Annotated in this window: 11 protein-coding genes and 1 pseudogene; 3 read left to right on the top strand and 9 right to left on the bottom strand. The window is 41.2% G+C overall.

Annotated elements, in window-relative coordinates:
- Positions 1 to 63: 63 nt before the first annotated feature.
- The 4 genes and pseudogenes from UYI_RS34780 to UYI_RS0111680 form a co-directional block, all read right to left on the bottom strand.
- Positions 64 to 219, bottom strand: a pseudogene (locus tag UYI_RS34780) (CAP domain-containing protein); the annotation flags it as partial.
- Entirely contained in the window at positions 209 to 979 is a 771-nt protein-coding gene (locus UYI_RS0111690) for a DsbA family protein (protein ID WP_016866850.1), read from the bottom strand. The pseudogene UYI_RS34780 and the gene UYI_RS0111690, both read right to left, overlap by 11 nt.
- Before the next feature lie 289 nt (positions 980 to 1,268).
- Positions 1,269 to 8,117, bottom strand: a complete 6,849-nt coding sequence (locus UYI_RS0111685) for a PAS domain S-box protein (protein ID WP_016866849.1) — start codon at positions 8,115 to 8,117, stop codon at positions 1,269 to 1,271.
- 23 nt (positions 8,118 to 8,140) lie between these two features.
- The gene (locus UYI_RS0111680) at positions 8,141 to 8,341 is read right to left on the bottom strand and encodes a hypothetical protein (protein ID WP_016866848.1); all 201 of its coding nucleotides are present in this window, start codon (positions 8,339 to 8,341) and stop codon (positions 8,141 to 8,143) included.
- Between the two features lie 724 nt (positions 8,342 to 9,065).
- Between UYI_RS0111680 and UYI_RS0111675 the strand changes: the two genes are divergently transcribed.
- Positions 9,066 to 9,626: an SRPBCC family protein gene (locus UYI_RS0111675; RefSeq protein WP_016866847.1), complete on the top strand. Its 561-nt coding sequence runs from the start codon at positions 9,066 to 9,068 to the stop codon at positions 9,624 to 9,626.
- Between the two features lie 5 nt (positions 9,627 to 9,631).
- Positions 9,632 to 10,207, top strand: a complete 576-nt coding sequence (locus tag UYI_RS0111670) for a DUF924 family protein (RefSeq protein ID WP_016866846.1) — start codon at positions 9,632 to 9,634, stop codon at positions 10,205 to 10,207.
- A 108-nt stretch (positions 10,208 to 10,315) separates the two neighbouring features.
- On the opposite strand, the gene UYI_RS0111665 is transcribed toward UYI_RS0111670, so the two are convergent.
- From UYI_RS0111665 to UYI_RS0111660, 3 genes are all read right to left on the bottom strand, one after another.
- Positions 10,316 to 10,546: a Nif11-like leader peptide family natural product precursor gene (locus tag UYI_RS0111665; protein WP_026085900.1), complete on the bottom strand. Its 231-nt coding sequence runs from the start codon at positions 10,544 to 10,546 to the stop codon at positions 10,316 to 10,318.
- Between the two features lie 175 nt (positions 10,547 to 10,721).
- On the bottom strand, positions 10,722 to 10,874 hold the full coding sequence (locus UYI_RS36755) for a hypothetical protein (RefSeq protein ID WP_157226328.1): 153 nt from the start codon (positions 10,872 to 10,874) through the stop codon (positions 10,722 to 10,724).
- Between the two features lie 156 nt (positions 10,875 to 11,030).
- Positions 11,031 to 12,779, bottom strand: a complete 1,749-nt coding sequence (locus UYI_RS0111660; protein ID WP_016866844.1) for a protein kinase domain-containing protein — start codon at positions 12,777 to 12,779, stop codon at positions 11,031 to 11,033.
- Positions 12,780 to 13,702: 923 nt separating this feature from the next.
- Between UYI_RS0111660 and UYI_RS0111655 the strand changes: the two genes are divergently transcribed.
- Positions 13,703 to 14,659, top strand: coding sequence for an RpnC/YadD family protein (locus UYI_RS0111655; RefSeq protein WP_016866843.1), 957 nt, complete (start codon positions 13,703 to 13,705; stop codon positions 14,657 to 14,659).
- Between the two features lie 268 nt (positions 14,660 to 14,927).
- On the opposite strand, the gene clpB is transcribed toward UYI_RS0111655, so the two are convergent.
- Together clpB and UYI_RS0111645 are read right to left on the bottom strand one after the other, a co-directional pair.
- Positions 14,928 to 17,546 carry an ATP-dependent chaperone ClpB gene (gene clpB / locus UYI_RS0111650; RefSeq protein WP_016866842.1) on the bottom strand — a complete coding sequence of 873 codons (2,619 nt, stop codon included), beginning with the start codon at positions 17,544 to 17,546 and terminating at the stop codon, positions 14,928 to 14,930.
- Between the two features lie 168 nt (positions 17,547 to 17,714).
- On the bottom strand, positions 17,715 to 19,175 hold the full coding sequence (locus UYI_RS0111645; protein WP_016866841.1) for a glycoside hydrolase family 13 protein: 1,461 nt from the start codon (positions 19,173 to 19,175) through the stop codon (positions 17,715 to 17,717).
- Between the last annotated feature and the right edge of the window lie 174 nt (positions 19,176 to 19,349).

The following is a 19,349-nucleotide window of genomic DNA, read 5'->3' as shown; positions in this document are numbered from 1 at the left end:
CTGCTATACTAACTCTGGAAAGTTTTTAACCGACCAACTACTAACAATCAACTATCAATAAAATTAACTGGATTTTTCCTGATAGCCACCTGCATAATCAATCACGCACATTGTTCGGTATTTGGCATGGCTTCCATAAGCAACCCCTGCAACTTTAAAAGCGGGGTTAAAGATGTTTTTACGATGACCGCGATCGCTTACTCCATCATCAATAATTATTAGCACGCGCTAAAATATCCTCTAAGTCAGATAGTTGTATAGCACCAGAAAAAGTTTCGCTGTTAATAATAAAAGATGGTGTACCAGAAAGACCTAATTTTTCAGCTAATTGTAGGTCTTGAGCGATCGCAGTATTAGCAATACGCCTATCTGTTTGAAATTTTGCTAAATCTAAATTCAATTTTTTAGCGATATTTACATATAAAGATTCACCTAATTTGTTTTGATTAGTAAATAACGCATCATGATATTCCCAAAACTTGCCCTGTTGTTGTGCTGCCCAAGCTGCTGTGGCCGCTGGCATTGCTTCGGCATGTATTGGAGTTAAAGGAAAATGTTTATAAACAAGCTTGACATCTTTTTGATGCTTTGCTAACAGTTTTTTTAAAGTTTGATGAGCTTCAGCACAGTAGGGACATTGAAAGTCAGAAAACTCTATCAATAGAGTTTTTGAGTTACTGGCTCCAGTTGTGGGAGAATCAGCAATTACTGCTTGAGGATTGGTTTTTAAATCCTCTAAAAATGCTTGCCGTTCTTTTTGTACTTTCTGTGCTTGTTGCTGTTGATAAGCCTGAACAGATTCGATAATGACTTCTGGGTGCTGGCGGATAACTTGTAAAATTTGTTCTTCTAGTTGTGGATTAATGCGAGTAGCAGCTTGTGCAGGCAATGACAAAGCAAGAAGCAGTAACGAGCATAATACCAACAAGGTACGGAGATATCGCAGAACTTGCCCAAATGCAGGTAAGAATTTACTCATAAAGTCATTGTGGTTGAAATTTTTACATTTTAATATTTTCTGGGCTGGGCAAGAGCGATCGCACTACTTAATTAATATCAAGTTTGGCTCATTGCTTACGATATTATGCTCATACCATTTCATATTAATTACAATACATTTAAATCCTGTACCAGACGTGCCATGGCACGTCTGGTACAACACAAATATGTTTCACGCTTAAAGGGAATTGGTATTAGTTGTTGGGCATTAGGCATGGGAAAATCATCAGTATCTTAATTACCAATTACCAATTACCAATTACCAATAGTTAATTTTTGACTGCGTTAATTAATTCCATTATTTTCTCAAACTGAAAGTTTTCAGCTAAATCACTCAGAAAGTTGATCAGCAAAGATTTTTCGGGAGGTATTTGCTCAAGTAAATCTAAAATTAAGTCATCACTACATTGAGCAGCAGCATAATGTACCTTTGTCAACCACTCACTTGACATTTCGGACAATAGAGCAACTATATCAATGGAATTTAAAAGTGTCTCTGTATTTGTTTGCTTTTGTGATAATTTTAAATGACTTTCTTGTTGGTAAAGATATTTCACTCCTAGATATTGGCTAAGTTTTTCTAGTAACAGTTCTTCACGGAAGGGTTTATTAATAAAATCATCACACCCAGCCGAGATCATTGCCCGTCGTTGTTCCTCAAAAGCATTGGCAGTGAGGGCGATGATGATCGTAGGGGAAGAAGATGCACTGAAGTGGTAAGTACTAGACGCAGAGAAATTATCAAAAACATTTCCCTCGTCCCCCTTGTCCCCCGTATCCTCCATACCAACCTGCTGTATACGTGTCCCCTTGTCTTGTCTTTCTCTGCGTTTAATTTCCCTGGTAGCTTCGTAACCATCCATAATTGGCATCCGCATATCCATGAGGATGAGATTGGGTTGCCAGGATTCCCAAGTAGAGATGGCTTCTTTACCATTTGTAGCTTCCCTGACAGAAAAGCCAATAGATGACAGCAATTTTACTAATAGCAAACGACTATCATTGGCATCATCAACTACCAAAATCCGGTACTCAGGTTGATTAGGTGCTATACCAATTACTTGATGATGTACAGAAGTGGTGGTTTGAATTTCATCCACGGAAGCGATACCAATCTGAATATAAAAGGAAAATACACTGCCTACACCCACAGTACTGCTGACGTTGATCTCACCTCCCATTAACTGCACGTACTTGCGGCTAATTGCTAAACCTAGCCCAGTTCCCTGCTGCGATTTTCTACCTGCTTCGGTTTGTCCAAAAGCTTGAAAAAGTAAATCAATTTCTTCTGGGGAAATACCAGGTCCGGTGTCTTGTATCTCGAAGCAGAGGTGGGGCTTCTGTGATGGGATGGTGGGGAGATGGGGAACTCGGGGCCCCCGCTCCCCCAAGGGAGTGGGGATTAGGGGAGGTGGGGTGAAATTTTTCTCCCCATCTCCCAATCCTCCAATCTCCCTATCATCTTTCTTTCCATCTGTGAGAAAAACGCGCAACTTTACGCTTCCTGTTTCAGTAAATTTAATGGCATTGCCCAAGACATTGAGTAAAACTTGCCGCAGTTTACTAGAGTCTGTTCTTACATATCTGGGAATTTCGGATGCATATTCAAATACTAGTTCTAACCCCTTGGCTACAGCACGGATGTGCAACATTTCTTGGAGATTGTCTAGTAGATAAATTAAATCGAAGCTAGACAAATTCAATGTGGTTCTACCGGCTTCGATTTTGGACATTTCTAGAATGTCGTTAATTAAGTTGAGTAGGTGTTCACCAGCACGATTGATAATTGCTAAGTTCTGTTTGTTTTCATTGGAGAGAGTGCTGTCACGACTCATAATTTGGGTGAAGCCAAGAATTGCATTAAGTGGGGTGCGTAATTCATGGCTCATATTGGCAAGGAATTCACTTTTGGCACGGTTAGCAGCATCAGCAGCGATGACAGCTTTTTGTAGTGCGCTAGATTGCTTTTGAGTCTGTGCTAGTAACTCTGCTTGCTGCAAAGCCACTCCCAATTGATTACCAATTTGCACGACAATGTTGATTTCTCCTTTTTTCCATTGTCGAGGACTGGAATTTTGGTAACTTGCAAGTAGTCCCCAAAGTTGATTACCACAAAAGATAGGAACTGTTATGTAGGCTCTGACTTGAAAGCGTTCTAAAAGATTGATGTAACAAGGATCAAACCCAGCTGTATAAATATCTGGTACGCACAGGAAACTTGCACCTCTGGTATACACACCACCTTGGGTTTGTTGCAGATAGGTATCAAGTACTTGGTTATCTCCACTATTCAAAGTTGTGACTGTACAGCGTTCGTTTTGGGTAGTAGTTTCTCTGAGATTAGGTTGATCTTGTTGTTGTTTAATTAGCGATACCCAACCGCCCCCGACTGACTCGGCAACAAAATCGCCACTCCAGTCAGGGTTAAAACGATACACAACGACGCGATCGCAATTCAGCACTTGCCGCAATTCTTGGGTAGTGGCAGTAAAAATTGTTGCCAGATCCAGTGTCTGACGCATTCTTTGAATAACTTGAGCTATGGCTCTTTCTCTGTCTGCACTTTCGCGTAAAGCATCCTCGGCAAATTTGCGTTCGGTAATATCTGTGACTGTGCCAATGTAGCCTTTAAATTCACCATCATCTCCAAATTCTGGTAAAGCTTGACCTATGACCCAAATGACTCTGCCATCGGTGTGTACAAAGCGATACTCAGAATAAAAAGGCTTTTTTGTTGATATTGTTTCTTGCCACTCAGCAAAGACGCGATCGCGATCATCTATATGTATAATTTCATGCCAATACTTATCTAAATCAGCTTTGGAAGCAAGTCCGGTAATCTCACTAAAACGCTGATTTACATACAGGTACTTACCATGAGGGTCAGTGTGGAAAATGCCTACAGGTGAGGCTTCTGCTAAAGTTTGGTAGCGACGTTGACTTTCTTGCAAAGCTAGTTCAGTATGCTTACGATCTGTGATTTCTATCACAACTGTACCTACACTAGCGGGGTGATTGTCCTCTCCAAAAATGGGGAAGTAAGAAGTTAAAAAATGCCGTATAATACCAGGCTGCAAAGGTAATGCTGTACTTAGCTCTATGTTGAGAACAGGCTTACCAGTTTCCAGGACTTGTTTATGAATTGATGCTATCACAGGAGCGACTTCGGGTATTATTTCCCAAAGGGTCTTGCCTATATGCTCACTTTGGGATAGCCCATTAATATCTGCTAGCACTTCGTTGATCTGCACATATCGCAATTGCTCATCTAATATTGTCAACCCTACAGGAGCGCAGGAGAAAAAAGCATTGAGGCGGGCTTCCCGTAAAGCTAATTCCCTTTCTAAAGTTTTACGTTCGGTGATGTCCTTGTGCGTACCTGTCATTCGTAGCGGTTCTCCCGCTTCATCGCGCTCAAATACCTGAGCGCAAGACTGTATCCATTTCCATTCACCGGATTTAGAACGCAGACGAAATTCTACTTCATAAACTGGACTCTCACCACGCAAATAAGCATCCAATTCTGATTTGATTAACTGTGCATCGTCTGGATGCACCAACTCCCCAAAAGCGTGGGAATCATCTGTAATTTCCTGTGGTTCGTATCCCAGCATTTTCTTCCATCGCCAGTCACGATAGACTTTGCCAGTTTTGATATTCCAATCCCACAATCCTAAATCACTAGCTTCTAGTGCCAGTTGTAAACGTTCTTCGCTTCGGCGATGGGCTGCTTCTACCTGTTTACGTTGAATGAGCGCCCCTAGTTGAGCTGCGACAGCACCCACTAAATAGAGCAAACGGCGATCCAAAGCATGGGAGGTGTTTTTAAAAAAGGCGAGTACAGCTACTACTTGATTATCGGCTAAAATTGGCACGGCAAAACCAGCTTTTAATCCGACTTGCGCTGCTTGATGCGTTCGCACAAAAGCTGATCCTGTTAATTGAGAAACATCTTCTATCCATTCTGGCTTTTGCTGGCGCCAAACTCGCCCCAACAATCCCATACCTTTTTCGAGTCTGACAATCTGGGTGTATTGGCAAAATTCTTCTAAGTTGTTGTGGCGTCCATACCAACCTAAGCTATACTCCAAAGCTGTGCCATTAGCATTGGGTATCCACGCTTGAGCAAAATCCCAATCGATAGTAGTACAGATGAGCCGTAGAACAAGGGCTAAGGCATCTTTGACATCTACAGCACGACTGATTGCTTGGGTTGTTACCAACAGCAAACGGCTTTCATTTTCCGCTTGCTTACGTTCTGTGATGTCATGAACAGTACCAAGTAAGTACTGTTGTCCGTCTATTTCTATTAATTCAGCACTAAACAGCGTTGTCTTTAGTTCTCCGTTGGCAGTACGGAACTCAACCTCGTGATTACGAATTGCTTTTGTATGGCGCAGAACTTGGGTGAGCATGGTACACTCTTGTTGATTCACCCAAATCTTTAATTCTCGATAGTTGCGATCAATGACCTGAGAACGAGAATAGCCAAAAAATCTACAAAAGCTATCATTAACTTCTATGTAGCGGATCTCTGGGAAAGTAGTGAGGGCGATGGGATCGGGAGATGAGCGAAAGGCTGAGGCTAGCTTGGCTTCCGACTGTCGCAATGCTGCTTCGGTGCGTAACCTCTCCCGTGCTTCTAGTGCTAAGGAGACTAAATTGCTCAAAGAGCGTGCGAAATTTTGATCTTCTGCTGTCCAATCACGAGTAGTACCTGTGTGTTCTAGACATAACACACCCACTGTCACACCCTCAAGTTTGACGGGTGTGTCAAGTATGGCAGTAATTCCCAGGGGAGTTAAATAGGATTCAGAAAATTCTTTGGTTCTAGGGTCAGTATGGGCGTCTGTGGCTGCAATTGGTTGGTCTTGCTGCAAGGCTTGAAAATAAGATGGATAGTCTGCTGCTACCAGAGAACCGCCATCGCTGTGCCGATTACTACTTTGTTCAAATAAGTCAAGGCATTGGATTTGAGTACGTGTTTCGTCATATAGCCAGATACTGACTCGTTCTACTTCAATATTTTTAGCTGCTGCTTCAGTAATTTTACGTAAGGCAGCTTTTAAATCACCTTGATAAAGTACTTGATTTTTGGCGAGTTGGGTTAATACTAAGTTGTGATTGCGGAGTTTGTCAGCACTTGCTGTTAGCGCTTGTTCTGCGTGTTTGCGCTCTGTAATATTAGTGGCTGTGCCTGTAACGCCGACTATTTTACCTTCTTCATCTTCTACGGCGATCGCATTCAAAATCAGGTAGACTAAGCTACTATCTTGGCCAATGCGGATGGTTTCATACCCAAAAATAGACTCTCCATTGAGGATACACTCAAATGCGGCAAGGTCTTGGGCAAGTTGTGCCGATGGAACAAATTCAGTGAAGCAACGCCCGATCATCTCCTGTTGTTCATAACCAAGAATCTGTTTTACAGCAGAGTTGACATAGGTAATGCATCCGGAAGTATCCACCGACCAAATGATATCCCGGGAGGTTTCTACTAAGTGACGATACTTACTTTCACTGGCTCTTAAGGCTGCTTCCGCGTTGAGGCGATCACGAATTTCTTGCTCTAATTTTATCCGGGCTTGTTTTTCCTGTTCTAGTAGTTTGGCTTGGGCGAGGGCAATTCCCAATTGGGCGGCGATCGATTCTAGGAGTTCCATTTCTTCTGGACTCCAGTCTCGGTAGCGATCACACTGATGTAAACAAACCATGCCATTTGCTTGGCTGTTGTAAGAAGTGCGTACTGCTAGTATGGACTTGATGTTATATTCTCGGCATAATTCTTGAGAATTCTTTAATAAGGGATAAGTATAAACATTATTAACTGCTATAGCTTGATCTTGAGCTAATAACTGTTGAACGTGAGGATTTCCGCTTACAGGTATTTTGTAATGACTTATAGAAGTACACCCAGGAGTCAAAAATTCTGCAAAGATCGGGATTTGAGGAGTCGGTGAGTCTACGTAACTATGAATCAGGGCGCGGCTTACATCCAAAGCCTCACCTATTTGTTTAGCAGCAGTTTTGATAATATTTTCTGTGTCTAATTCCGAACGGATTTTGTTTGTAATTTTTCTGAGAATATTACTACGTTCTAGTTGTTGTTGTAATTCTAAATCTGATTTATAGCGTTCATAGGCTATAGAAATTGCTCCGCCAACTGCTTGTAAAAAAGCGATTTCTGAAGCTTCCCAAAGACGTGATTCTATACAGTTATCAAAGCCAATAAAACCTAAAAATTCTCCCTTAGCAATAATTGGCAAAATTAGAATCGAAAGTATACCTTGCGGTTCTAAAATTGCCCGTTCTGATGCGGGTAATTCTGCGACAATGCCAGAAATAATCTTGCCCTGTGGCAGTAAAGCAGCCCAGCGAGGAAAATATTCTTCATAGGGCAAGTTTTGCAGAATGGGATTATCAATTTCGGGATTGATACCCTCAGCGCACCACTCAGCCCGTTGACTCATCAGCAACTTGCCATCATCTGCATAATGATTCTCAAATACGTAGACGCGACTCGCCTTGGAAGCACCTCCCAGAATTGGCATAATATCTTGGTAGCATTTATTGCTGTCATCAAAGGACAGTAACCGATGCTGCACTTCTACCAGTGCTGTCAGATATTGTTCGCGTAACTGTCGGGCGGCTTCAATACGTTGACATTCTTGCATTTCCAGCAGCAACTGTTCGTTTTGCTTTTTGAGTTGCTGTTGGAGTTTCTGGATAGTAATTTGATTTTCTACACGTACTAAAACTTCTTCTGCTTGAAAGGGCTTAGTAATGTAGTCTACAGCACCAATTTTAAAAGCTTTAACTTTGTCAAAAACATCATGATACACACTGAGAAAAATTACTGGAATATGGTGAGTCACCTCATCGGCTTTCAGTTGTTGACAAACTTCATAGCCATCTATATCTGGCATTTTAATATCAAGCAAAATCAGATCCGGTAAAGCCAATTTTGCTACTTCTAGAACCATTGAACCTGTAATTAAACCCCGGACTGCATACCCATATTGGGACAAAGTAGCAGATAAAGCTTGTAAATGTTCCCAGGAATCATCAACTATGAGGATGCTTCCTTTACTTGTTTGCTGTGAATTGCTGCTACCCATAATTGGTTTTTAATTGACATGGTTTAAAAACGCCACCAGGTTTTTTGCAAGTGACTGAGAATACCTATTGCGATCGCTACCAATAACAACATTAAAATAATTCCTCCAGGAATAAAAGTCAGTAGACCAAATCCCCTTAATACCCAGACGGCGATTGTAATCCCCAGAACAATACCAACAGCTTGGGTTAATCTGCGATTTAATTTAGAAGAAGATTGACTCATATTGCTACCTATTGACTCAACAATTAAGCTTATTCCAAGGATGAAGGATGAAGTGTGAAGTGTGAAATATTAATTACTATTTTTAAACATTCAGTTTTTAGTCTTCATCCTTATTTTGGTTATTCTACCTCTTGTATAAATCTATAAACGAGGGGAAGATTTACTTCCCTCCCTGAGATCATACTGTGTGTACACAAGTTGGATTTACCCCCCTTAATCTCCCCGTCAACAGCGAGATTGAGGAGGGTGGTTTCATACAAACACCAGAAAATTTTATTAGTCCCTTCCCACCCAGAGATATTTATTAACGTAGGCGCGCTAGCGACTTGCCGCAGGCTACCGCAAAGAACACAAAGAACACGCAGTTTCTTAAGGATTCCTGCTTAAAAGTTAAAGTGATTAAAATCACTTTAGCTTGATGAACTTTTGGGCATAATAGCCGAGAAAACAGTATCTCCGGAAATTATATATCTTGAGTTGGAATTAGAATTGATCGGGTAGACTCTATTAGATAAACCGATGAAATAAGTACATATCATAAACTGCGTACGCCAGAACCAAAGGAGTTAAGGATCAAAGGCTGGTAAAGAAACTTGTTCCTTCTGCCCTCTCTCTGCCTTCTGCCTTCTGCGGGGCCCTCACAAATTCGCGATTCGGAGAGCGAATTTGTGGGGAACCCCTTCTGCTTTCTGCTTTCGATGTGTTGAGGAGTGAGTGAAACGTTATGTCTGCATCTTATATTTCAGACTCATTTACCACAGGTTTGCCAATGACTTGGAGTCAAGACAAGCACCAGAAAATCATCCAGGGTGAAATTTTTACAGAAACGCGATCGCATACGTCTTGGGGTGGTTGTGTCACTGCTTGGATGTATTTACCCTTGGTGCGATCGCAAGTATTTTCCCAAATTACAGATTACCCTCGCTGGGTACAGTACTTTCCTGATATTACCAGAAGCGAGGTTTTGCAAATAAAAGGTGAAGCCAAGCGTCTGTATCAAGCAGCACAAAAAGTCTTCTTATTTTTCACAGCCCATGTGGAAATTTACCTAAACGTAATTGAAGAATTAGGACAGAGAGTGCAATTCCGCTTAGATAAAGGTACTTTTCACGACTTTAGCGCTGAGTTATACTTACAAGATTATGCTAGTGGTACTTTGTTGAGCTATACCGTACAAGCTACTCCTAACATCCCCATACCGTCTATTTTTATTCAACAAGCAATGAATTTTGAATTGCCTGCGAATATGCGTAAAATGCGACAAGTTATTTGTAATGCTCAGTAAAATCAATGTCACAGGCACAAGAAATATTAGACTTTTGGTTTGGTAAGCCCGATCAACCTAATTACGGAAAACCACAGGATTTTTGGTTCAAGAAGAAACCAGAGTTTGATGAACAACTACGAAATAGGTTTGTTAAAGATTATCAAAAAGCAGCAGAGGGTTACTTAGATGACTGGATGGAATTTCCTGAGTCTTGTCTGGCACTGATTTTACTGCTAGATCAGTTCCCTCGTAATATGTTTCGTGATACTCCACAAGCCTTTGCCACCGACTGGGAAGCACTTTCAACAGCTCATCATGCTATTGCCCAAGGATATGATCAAAAGTTACTACCTGTACAGCGTTGGTTTATTTATTTACCTTTTGAACACAGTGAAAACCTAGAACATCAGCGTCAAGCAGTCAAGTTGTTTAAACAACTCAGTGACGATCCTGATAGTACTAGTTGTATTGAGTATGCAATTCGTCATATGGAGGTGATTGAACGTTTTGGTCGTTTTCCCCACCGAAACGCAATTTTGGGAAGAACTTCAACTCCAGACGAAAAGGAGTTTTTGAAGCAATCTAATTCGTGGTTTTAACTTAATACCGTTCAGATAAGACTAAAACTTTATTAGGACGGCTATGTAGAGACGCGTTGTTTGCAGCGTCTCTACACATCACTAAATCTCAAACCTTGATTTCTCATCTCACTGGGTAAATCCTAAACAAAGATTTGTATCTCCACCAAACCATGCCAAATCCAGTTCAGTTTCCGTGAAGTTGTAACCAATAGAAGCAGCAAAATCAACTATTTTGGTTTTGTCCCAATCCCAGACACCAAAAAGGCCTTTGTTAGAACATTTGTTATAGTATTGCTCGTAGAGAACTTGATCTGAATTTAAAAGCTGATAAAAAGCATTAACCTGTTCTAGTGACATAAAATCTGGTTTCCAATAAGATTTTGTGAACTGACTAAAATCTACACGGCTTACTAAGGCATTTCCGTTGAGATAGTTTTTATATTCAATGTTTTTGCTTTGCCACAAGGATATATTTTTCAGCAACGCCAATTTTTCCAATGGTCACTAAAACATTTTGTTTCTTAACAACCCACTAGCCAAATCTATCGTAAGGAGGAAAGTCTGGAAGAGATGGGGAACTCACAGGCCCCCACGACCGACAGGGAGTGGGGAGTAATGTAGAGACGCGCTGTTTGAAGCGTCTGGGAGTGTGGGGAGTGTGGGGAGTGTAAGGAGTAGTGAACAACTGCTAACTACCAACCACTAACCACTAACAACCAACAACCAACAACCAACCACCAACCACCAACCAACTACTAACTACTAACTACTGTAGAGACGTGCCATGGCACGTCTCTACAACAAACAACCACCAACCACCAACCACCAACCACCAACAAAATTACCAAGTACGATAATTACGTGCTGTTTTGTCGCAAGGCTGAATTTCGTCTCCAAATACCCAACCTTGTGTGCCATCAGCAAGTCTTACTTGAACAAAGTCTCCCCTTGCTTGAATAAATAAAACTTTTTCACCTAGATTCAATTGTTTTAATGCCCCAACTTCTGTTTGTGGTTCTGGACGCAGTTTTGCTAATAATTTGCCGCCAGAGGGAGATACAAGACGGCACATTTGTGGTTCTTGGGAGATGAGATTTTGTTGGGAATTACCTCTGCTTAAATTAACGGTATTTAATACTATGACACCCGCGATCGCACTCATGAAAGCAGCTGTACCTGTCTTGAGTAGTGGTCGCTGCACTTTTTTGGGAGCAACCGAAACGATAATAGATCGAGGTGGTAGTGAGGGCTTTGCTACTTCTTGGGACTTTTTAAATTGAGATACGCGTATTGTCTTGAGTACAGGTTGTGGTGATGCTAATGTAATTGCAAAACGTTTAGCATATTCTATCGGGGTGTAACCTTCACCATACTCTTTGCAGGTAATATCTTTAACCCTAAAATCCTGTTTGCCCAAACGTATGTGACTACCAACAGCAAGAGCTATTTCCCCTGCTAAAAGCAACTGTCCATCAACAATTGGAGGGTTTTGTTGTCGTAAATTTCGTAAATAAAATCTTTGCTTTTCGGTATGAAAAAATATCTCGGCGTGCAGTCCAGATATTGTCGGATCTGGTAAAACAATATCGCACTCTTGAGGGTTGCGACCGATACGGATTTTACCTATATTTTTACTAGCTTGATTCTCTAGAATTGTACGATATTTAATTTGTCCGTCTTCTATCCACTCTATTGTTAATTGATGTAATTTAGTACTGGCAATTTCTGGTTTCGCTTCAACTTCTGCTGCTTCAGTTTCACCACAATTAACTAATAATTCTCGCAGTGCCTTTAATGCCTCAGTCGCCGTTTGGTAACGGTCTTTGAAATGATAACGAGTCATCTTAGTCAGGACATCAGCAAACTCTGGAGTCACAGCAGCGAGGTCTTGCCAAAGTACTTCTCCTGTCTCCGGATCATCTTGTAGTGTATGCGGGTGTACTCCTGTTAATGCTTGAATACCCATCATCCCCAAAGCATAAATATCACTGCTGGGACGAGGTACACGCCGGATTTGTTCAGAGGGCATATAACCACGAGTACCAACGATAATTGTCATATTTTGCTTTCCTGAACCAATCATCGTTTGGCTGCGCAATTGTTTAATTGCCCCGAAGTCAATTAAAACTAATTGATTGTCACTAGCGCGTCTAATTAAATTATCCGGTTTGATGTCGCGATGAATTACTCCTTGACCATGGACAAATTCTAAAATGCTCAATATTTCGATGAGCATTTTAATAGTCTGTTTTTGTGTCCATTTTTGTCCAACAAAGAATTCTTTACTGAGGGGATGTCCCTCAATAAACTCTTGGACTAAGTAAAATTGTTGGTCTTCTTCAAAGTAAGCTAAAAGCCTTGGTATCTGGTCGTGGTTACCTAACTGTTGCAGGGTTTCGGCTTCTTTTTGAAATAGCCTCCTGGCAATTTCTAAAGATTCTGAGTCCGTACTAGTAGTTTTAAGATGTTTAAGGACACACTTAGGTTTTCCAGGGAGATGTATGTCTTCAACAATATAAGTTTGACCAAATCCCCCCTCACCCAATACTTTAAGGACTTGATAATGTCCTGCGAGTAACTGACCAATCATATTGTAAAGGTGATGATGAAAAAGTTAATCCAAATTTGCTTCACAATTTAGTTGTTTAACTTGTTTTATCCCCCTATTCGTCTAAAGTGCTACGTCAAAAAAATTTTACAATTTGGCAATTACAAGGCGCGTGCATTGACATTTTCTGTCAGCTTTTTTGTCATCAGTAGACATAAATAAAAAGCCTGGTAAATCAATGAATAACAAATCCATAGAGTTTATGTTGCCAAACTGGCAGCTATCATCTAAAACTATTTTTTACTTAAATTTAATGTTTATTTTTTGGGAAATGGCAATACTTTTTGAAAGCTTTATATTTCATAAGTTCTGCTGTTTTTGCTACTAAATTTCCAAGGGAAAAGTTTTTAATTTTAAGACAGCAAAAACTAGATTACTAGTATTAAATTTACTAGCATTGTGGCAAGATTATTTGAATAATTGTTCTATGGAAATAAAAACATTATAAATGTTTCCTAACAAAATAGAGTAAAAAACTTGCAAATATCCAGTAAAGTTGGCGATTTGCTTAAATTTAAGCCAATACGATAACACAGATTCACCGCTGACATCCTCTACCAAGTAGTAGAGATAATTGCTGTAACAATACTAACTATTGTGCGATCGCATACAAAATTCTGTTACAACAAAGCTCACGCTATTGTTACAAAATTTGCAAAAAACTAAACTAATGTTTGCTTTTGCTTTAAAATTAACTGTTTTTAGTTAAAAATAAAAGCAAAATAGAGACTTTTGCTTTGAAATCAACATTAAGACTGTTTTCAACTGGTGCGTATAAAGTTGTATACCTTACAGCAAAAAGAGGAAGAGAGTAAAAAGTTATACTTAATTTTTTATTCCTTTTTGAGAGTAATTTAGATGCGATCGCACCAGTGTCAAATATGAGGGCACTATAAAATTAACCAATGACTAGATTTCCCTACGACCAATTTGCCAAAGATTATCTCAAAGAATTATTACAGCCATTAGGCACCGTGGAAACTAGCCGGAAAGTTGCGGCAGAAATACGGGAAATTGATGTTTACTTTGCACCTTTGCCCCAATCTAGTAGCCATAAAATAGAGTTGGGATTATTAGGCAGACTTGCTGCTCAAACCGCACTGTTTGAACCTTTTAGAAATGCGGCGACCCCTGCGGAAATTCGCAGTTGTATGAATAAATTATTTGATATTTTTGCTGATTTAAAACGTCAAAATAAAGGCGATAGCAATCGAATTTTAGAATCAGAATTACCATTTTTGTGGATTCTTTCGCCTACGGCTTCTGCATCACTTTTAGAGGGGTTTAGGGCTAGCGTAGATGAAGAAAGATGGGGAGTTGGAGTTCACTTTTTAGGCGATTATTTCAGAACAGCAATAGTTGCAATTCATCAGTTACCGCGTACTCAAGAAACATTGTGGTTAAGAATTTTGGGTAAGGGAAGAGTGCAGCAGCAAGCTATAGATGAACTAGAGACACTACCTCAAGATCATCCTTTGCGTTCCAAAGCAATTGATTTATTGTTGAATTTAAAGACTACGATAGAAGTAAATCAAAATTTAGATGAAGAGGATAGAGAGTTAATTATGCGGTTATCACCTCTTTATGAACAAAAGTTAGCGGAAGCTAAACAGGAAGGTATTCAAGAAGGTATTCAAGAAGGTATCCGAGAAGGGATCCGAGAAGGTATCCAAGAAGGTATCCGAGAAGGTATCCAAACAGAACGCCGCACTGTTATAGAGAATTTACTACAAGTTAGATTTGGTTCTTTAGATGAAGAATTAAGAGGAATTATTGATCCTTTGTTGGCATTATCGCCAGAGGAATTCACGCCTTTATTGCTGCGGTTATCTCGTGAGGAATTATTAACTAGATTTCGTTAATCATTTTTAGTCTGCTTTTTGCCATGACAGCAGCCTTGCGATCGCTTATTCTGTACCTTTGCTATAGCAAGATCCCCGACTTTTGAGAAAAGTCGGGGATCTGGGCGATATGATTGTTTACAACTCAAATGGGATTGCTGTCGCAGTATAATATTATTCTGTAATAAATAAAATTACCCTATCAACTAATTTGCCAAGTACCAATGAAATAAGTGAACAGTTATCAAAAGTAATGATAACTGTTCACTGATCACTTCACTGATCACTGTTAAGTCGTCAAGATTTCAGCAGGTAAGCGCTTGAAGGAAAGGCGCTCATTCTCAATATCTACAAAGATGGTATCACCATCATTGAATTCGCCCCGCAAAATAGCTTTGGCAATTGGTGTTTCTAACTCCCGTTGAATAGCACGCTTGAGTGGACGCGCACCAAATACGGGATCATAACCTACTTCGGCTAAAAAGTCAAGGGCAGCATCCGAAAGCTTCAATGATATCTTGCGATCGCCCAATCTTTGCCGTAATCTTTCGACTTGTAACTGCACAATTTCGCGCAATTCCTCTTTCTGTAAGCCGTGGAAGATGATGATCTCGTCAATGCGGTTGAGGAATTCTGGACGGAAGGAATTTCGCATTGCTTCCATGACTCTATGGCGCATTTCGTCATACCGGGATTCATCGCCGGCAACATCAAGGATAAACTGGGAACCGATGTTGCTGGTCATGATAATAATAGTGTTCTTAAAGTCCACCGTATGACCTTGAGCATCGGTGACACGTCCATCATCAAGAATTTGCAGCAGGATGTTGAACACATCCGGGTGGGCTTTTTCGATTTCGTCGAAGAGAATCACGGCATAGGGACGACGGCGAATTGATTCGGTTAACTGTCCGCCTTCTTCGTAACCAACATACCCAGGAGGCGCGCCAATTAAACGCGAAACGGCGTGTTTTTCCATGTACTCAGACATGTCAATTCTGACTAGCGCCTCTTCGGTGTCAAATAGGTACGCCGCAAGGGCTTTCGCTAATTCGGTTTTACCTACACCCGTGGGACCGAGGAAAATAAAGCTAGCAATGGGGCGATTGGGATCTGCTAAACCAGCGCGCGATCGCTGAATAGCGTCAGCAACGGCTGTGACTGCTTCTTGTTGTCCGACTACGCGGCGATGGAGTTCATCTTCTAAGTGCAGTAGTTTTTCTTTTTCAGATTCCACCAACTTGCTGATGGGGATACCAGTCCACTTAGAAATAACTTCGGCGATGTCCGATTCGGTGACTTCCTCCCGCAGTAGAGATTTGCCAGTGTGTTGAGTTTGGGCTAACTCAAATTCTGCGGCTTCGAGTTTGCGGTGCAAATCGGTTAATTTGCCGTATTTTAACTCGGCAGCGCGGTTGAGGTCGTAATCGCGTTCGGCTTGCTGAATTTCTAAGTTAACGCGGTCGATCTCTTCTTTAACAGACTGAATTTTAGTAATAATATCTTTTTCAGACTGCCATTGAGCGTTTAACGCCCGTTGTTCTTCTTTAAGATCCGCTAGTTCTTTTTCTAGTCTTTCTAGACGTTCACGAGAAGCTGTGTTACTTTCTTTTTGCAGCGACAACTTCTCCATTTCTAACTGCAAGATTTTGCGATCGATTTCGTCGAGTTCTTCTGGCTTGGAGGTGATCTCCATTTTCAATCGTGCTGCGGCTTCATCTACCAAATCAATAGCTTTGTCTGGTAAAAAGCGATCGCTAATATATCGACTCGACAGTGTCGCTGCCGCTACTAAAGCATTATCGGAGATTTTCACTCCGTGATGCAGTTCATAACGCTCTTTCAACCCGCGCAGAATCGAGATAGTATCTTCTACACTCGGTTGATCGACATAAACTTGCTGGAAGCGTCGCTCCAGAGCTGCGTCTTTTTCAATATACTTACGGTATTCATCTAAAGTCGTCGCACCGATACAGCGCAATTCTCCCCGCGCCAACATCGGTTTGAGCAAGTTGCTAGCATCCATTGCGCCTTGGGTAGCACCTGCACCAACAACGGTATGAATCTCATCAATAAATAGGATGATATTACCACCGGATTCGGTGACTTCTTTTAAGACTGCTTTAAGTCTTTCTTCAAATTCACCCCGGAACTTTGCCCCTGCAATCAAAGCACCCATATCTAAAGCAATGAGTTTGCGGTCTTTGAGAGACTGGGGTACATCACCAGCCACGATCCGCTGGGCTAAACCTTCGACAATTGCAGTTTTACCTACACCTGGTTCCCCAATTAATACAGGGTTATTCTTGGTGCGGCGAGAGAGAATTTGAATCGTGCGGCGAATTTCGTCATCTCGTCCAATCACTGGGTCAAGTTTACCTTGACGGGCGGCTTCAGTGAGGTCACGCCCATACTTCTCCAGTGCTTGGTATTTGCCTTCTGGATTTTGGTCGGTCACTTTCTGGCTTCCCCGAATTTGCTTAATAGTATCTTTTAATTTTCTTTCGTCTAAACCGAACTCTTGGAATAGACTTTTACCAAAGCGATCATCTTTGGTGTAAGCAAGTAATAAATGTTCTATCGATATATATTCGTCACCAAACTCCTTACAGTAGCCTTCAGCTCGATCTAACAGAGAGTCCAAGCTGCGTCCCAGGTAAACAGAATTGATGCTTCCCGAGACTCTGGGCTGACGTTGGATGTATTGGTCTGTGCGATCGCGTAGTTTTTGCAAATTCACACCTGCTTTCGTCAAAATCGGGCCTGCTAGTCCTTCCTGTTCTAGCAACGCCTTCATCAGGTGTTCGCTTTCGATTTGCTGATGGTGGTTTTGTTTAGCAATATCAGGAGTATGCGCGATCGCTTCCCACGCTTTTTCTGTAAATTGGTTGGGGTTAGTTGGTTGCATAGGCTTTTTGAGGAACGAACAACAACGCGCAAATATAATTTTTGTTCTTATATGGTCATTTTAAAAAGAAGCGGGTCAATAGCTAGATCGGTCTTCACGTCTTTTTCAAGTAGTAATACCGTCTTTTTACCGAATAGCCTTGGAATTCATTCCAAGGCGGTGATGTGACTACCCATTACCCAAAATACAACCACTGCGGGGAGGAAGATTTAAACTTAATTGTTTAGTTTCTCCCTCACCGTACCACTCGATCTCAGCATTACCATATAAAAGCTTATTGAGTTGACTATGCCAGTTAATATTTATACTAGTTTTTGCCGATGCAATACCAGCATTGACTGCAATGATTAATTTTTCATCAGCTAAAGTGCGGGTGAAGACAAAAAGTTCTGCTTGAGCATGTAAAACTTGATAATCTCCTGTACGCAAGCAGGGATAAGCATGACGCAGGGCAATTAATTGGCGGTGGGTATTGAGAATTTCTTGATTCCAGCTTGCTTCTAGAGGAAAACCACGCCGAGAATCGGGATCAAGACGACCAGGTAAACCCACTTCATCACCATAATAGATACTAGGTGCGCCAGGAAAAGTCAGTAGCAGCAGAGTTGCTAGTTCCACGCTAGGAATATCGCCCCCAGCAATAGAAATTAACCTAGCGGTGTCGTGACTCGCCAGCAAATTTAATTGGGTAAGTTGAATTTCCCAGGGGTAAAGTTGTAGTAGTTCCTGCATTTTGGTGGCGTACTCAGCCGCAAATAACGGTGGGTAAGGATGATAGGAACGATCTTGTACTTGTTCGATATCGACGCGATCGCCTGCGGTAAATGCAATTGTTGGTGCAGCAAATAAATAATTCATCACACCATCAAACTGCGTACCATCCAACCATTCGCGGGAATCTCCCCACACTTCACCCACAATATAAGCTTCAGGATTAATGGCTTTGACGCGATCGCGAAACTCTTGCCAAAAACCAGGAGTTTTAATTTCAAATGGTACATCCAAGCGCCAACCATCAATGCCAAATTTAATCCAGTATTCAGCAATTTCCATAATGTACTCCCGTACTTCTGGGTTGTCGTGGTTGAATACTGGTAGGGCGCGATTGTCAGCCCAACCTACATAGTTAGCAGGAAACTCACCATTGTAAGGGGAAAGGGGCCAACCTTCAATTTTGAACCAATTTACCCAAGGCGAATGGGGGCCATTCTCTAAAACATCGTGGAAAAAGAAAAAGCCACGACTGGAATGATTAAACACTCCATCTAAAACAACTTTAATATTGCGGGCATGGGCTGCGTCTAGCAATTCTTTGAAAGCCGGATTACCCCCCAACATCGGATCAACTTGATAATAATCATGGGTATGATAGCGGTGATTACTTGCAGATTGGAAAATGGGTGTAAAGTAAATAGCATTAATTCCTAAATCTTGAATGTAATCCAACTGTTCCAGTACACCCCAGAGATCCCCTCCCTTATAACCTTGGAGTGTAGGCATAGCCTCCCAATCTTCCCAACTGGCGTTACGCAACAATCGCTTGCGTGGTTGCTTGCTTCTAGCAAAGCGATCAGGAAAAATTTGATAGAAAACAGCATGTTTAACCCAGTCTGGCGTACGAATTTCCATGTATTGCCCTCTATTTCTCCATCGCGATCGTTGCAGAAACTGAGTTAATTGTGTCTCACACCTGTGGTAGAAAAATTTGGATTTGCACAGTGCGATTACTCCCTGTTACCACCTCTGCTTTCTCTGTGTCCTCTGCGGTTCATTTGAATCACAATTATTTGTAAAACAAACAAT

Origin of the sequence: Fischerella muscicola PCC 7414 (assembly GCF_000317205.1) — a bacterium.
Taxonomy (GTDB): Bacteria; Cyanobacteriota; Cyanobacteriia; order Cyanobacteriales; family Nostocaceae; genus Fischerella; species Fischerella muscicola.
Note: the sequence above shows the minus strand (reverse complement) of the source record. Positions and strands in the feature narration are given on the sequence as shown.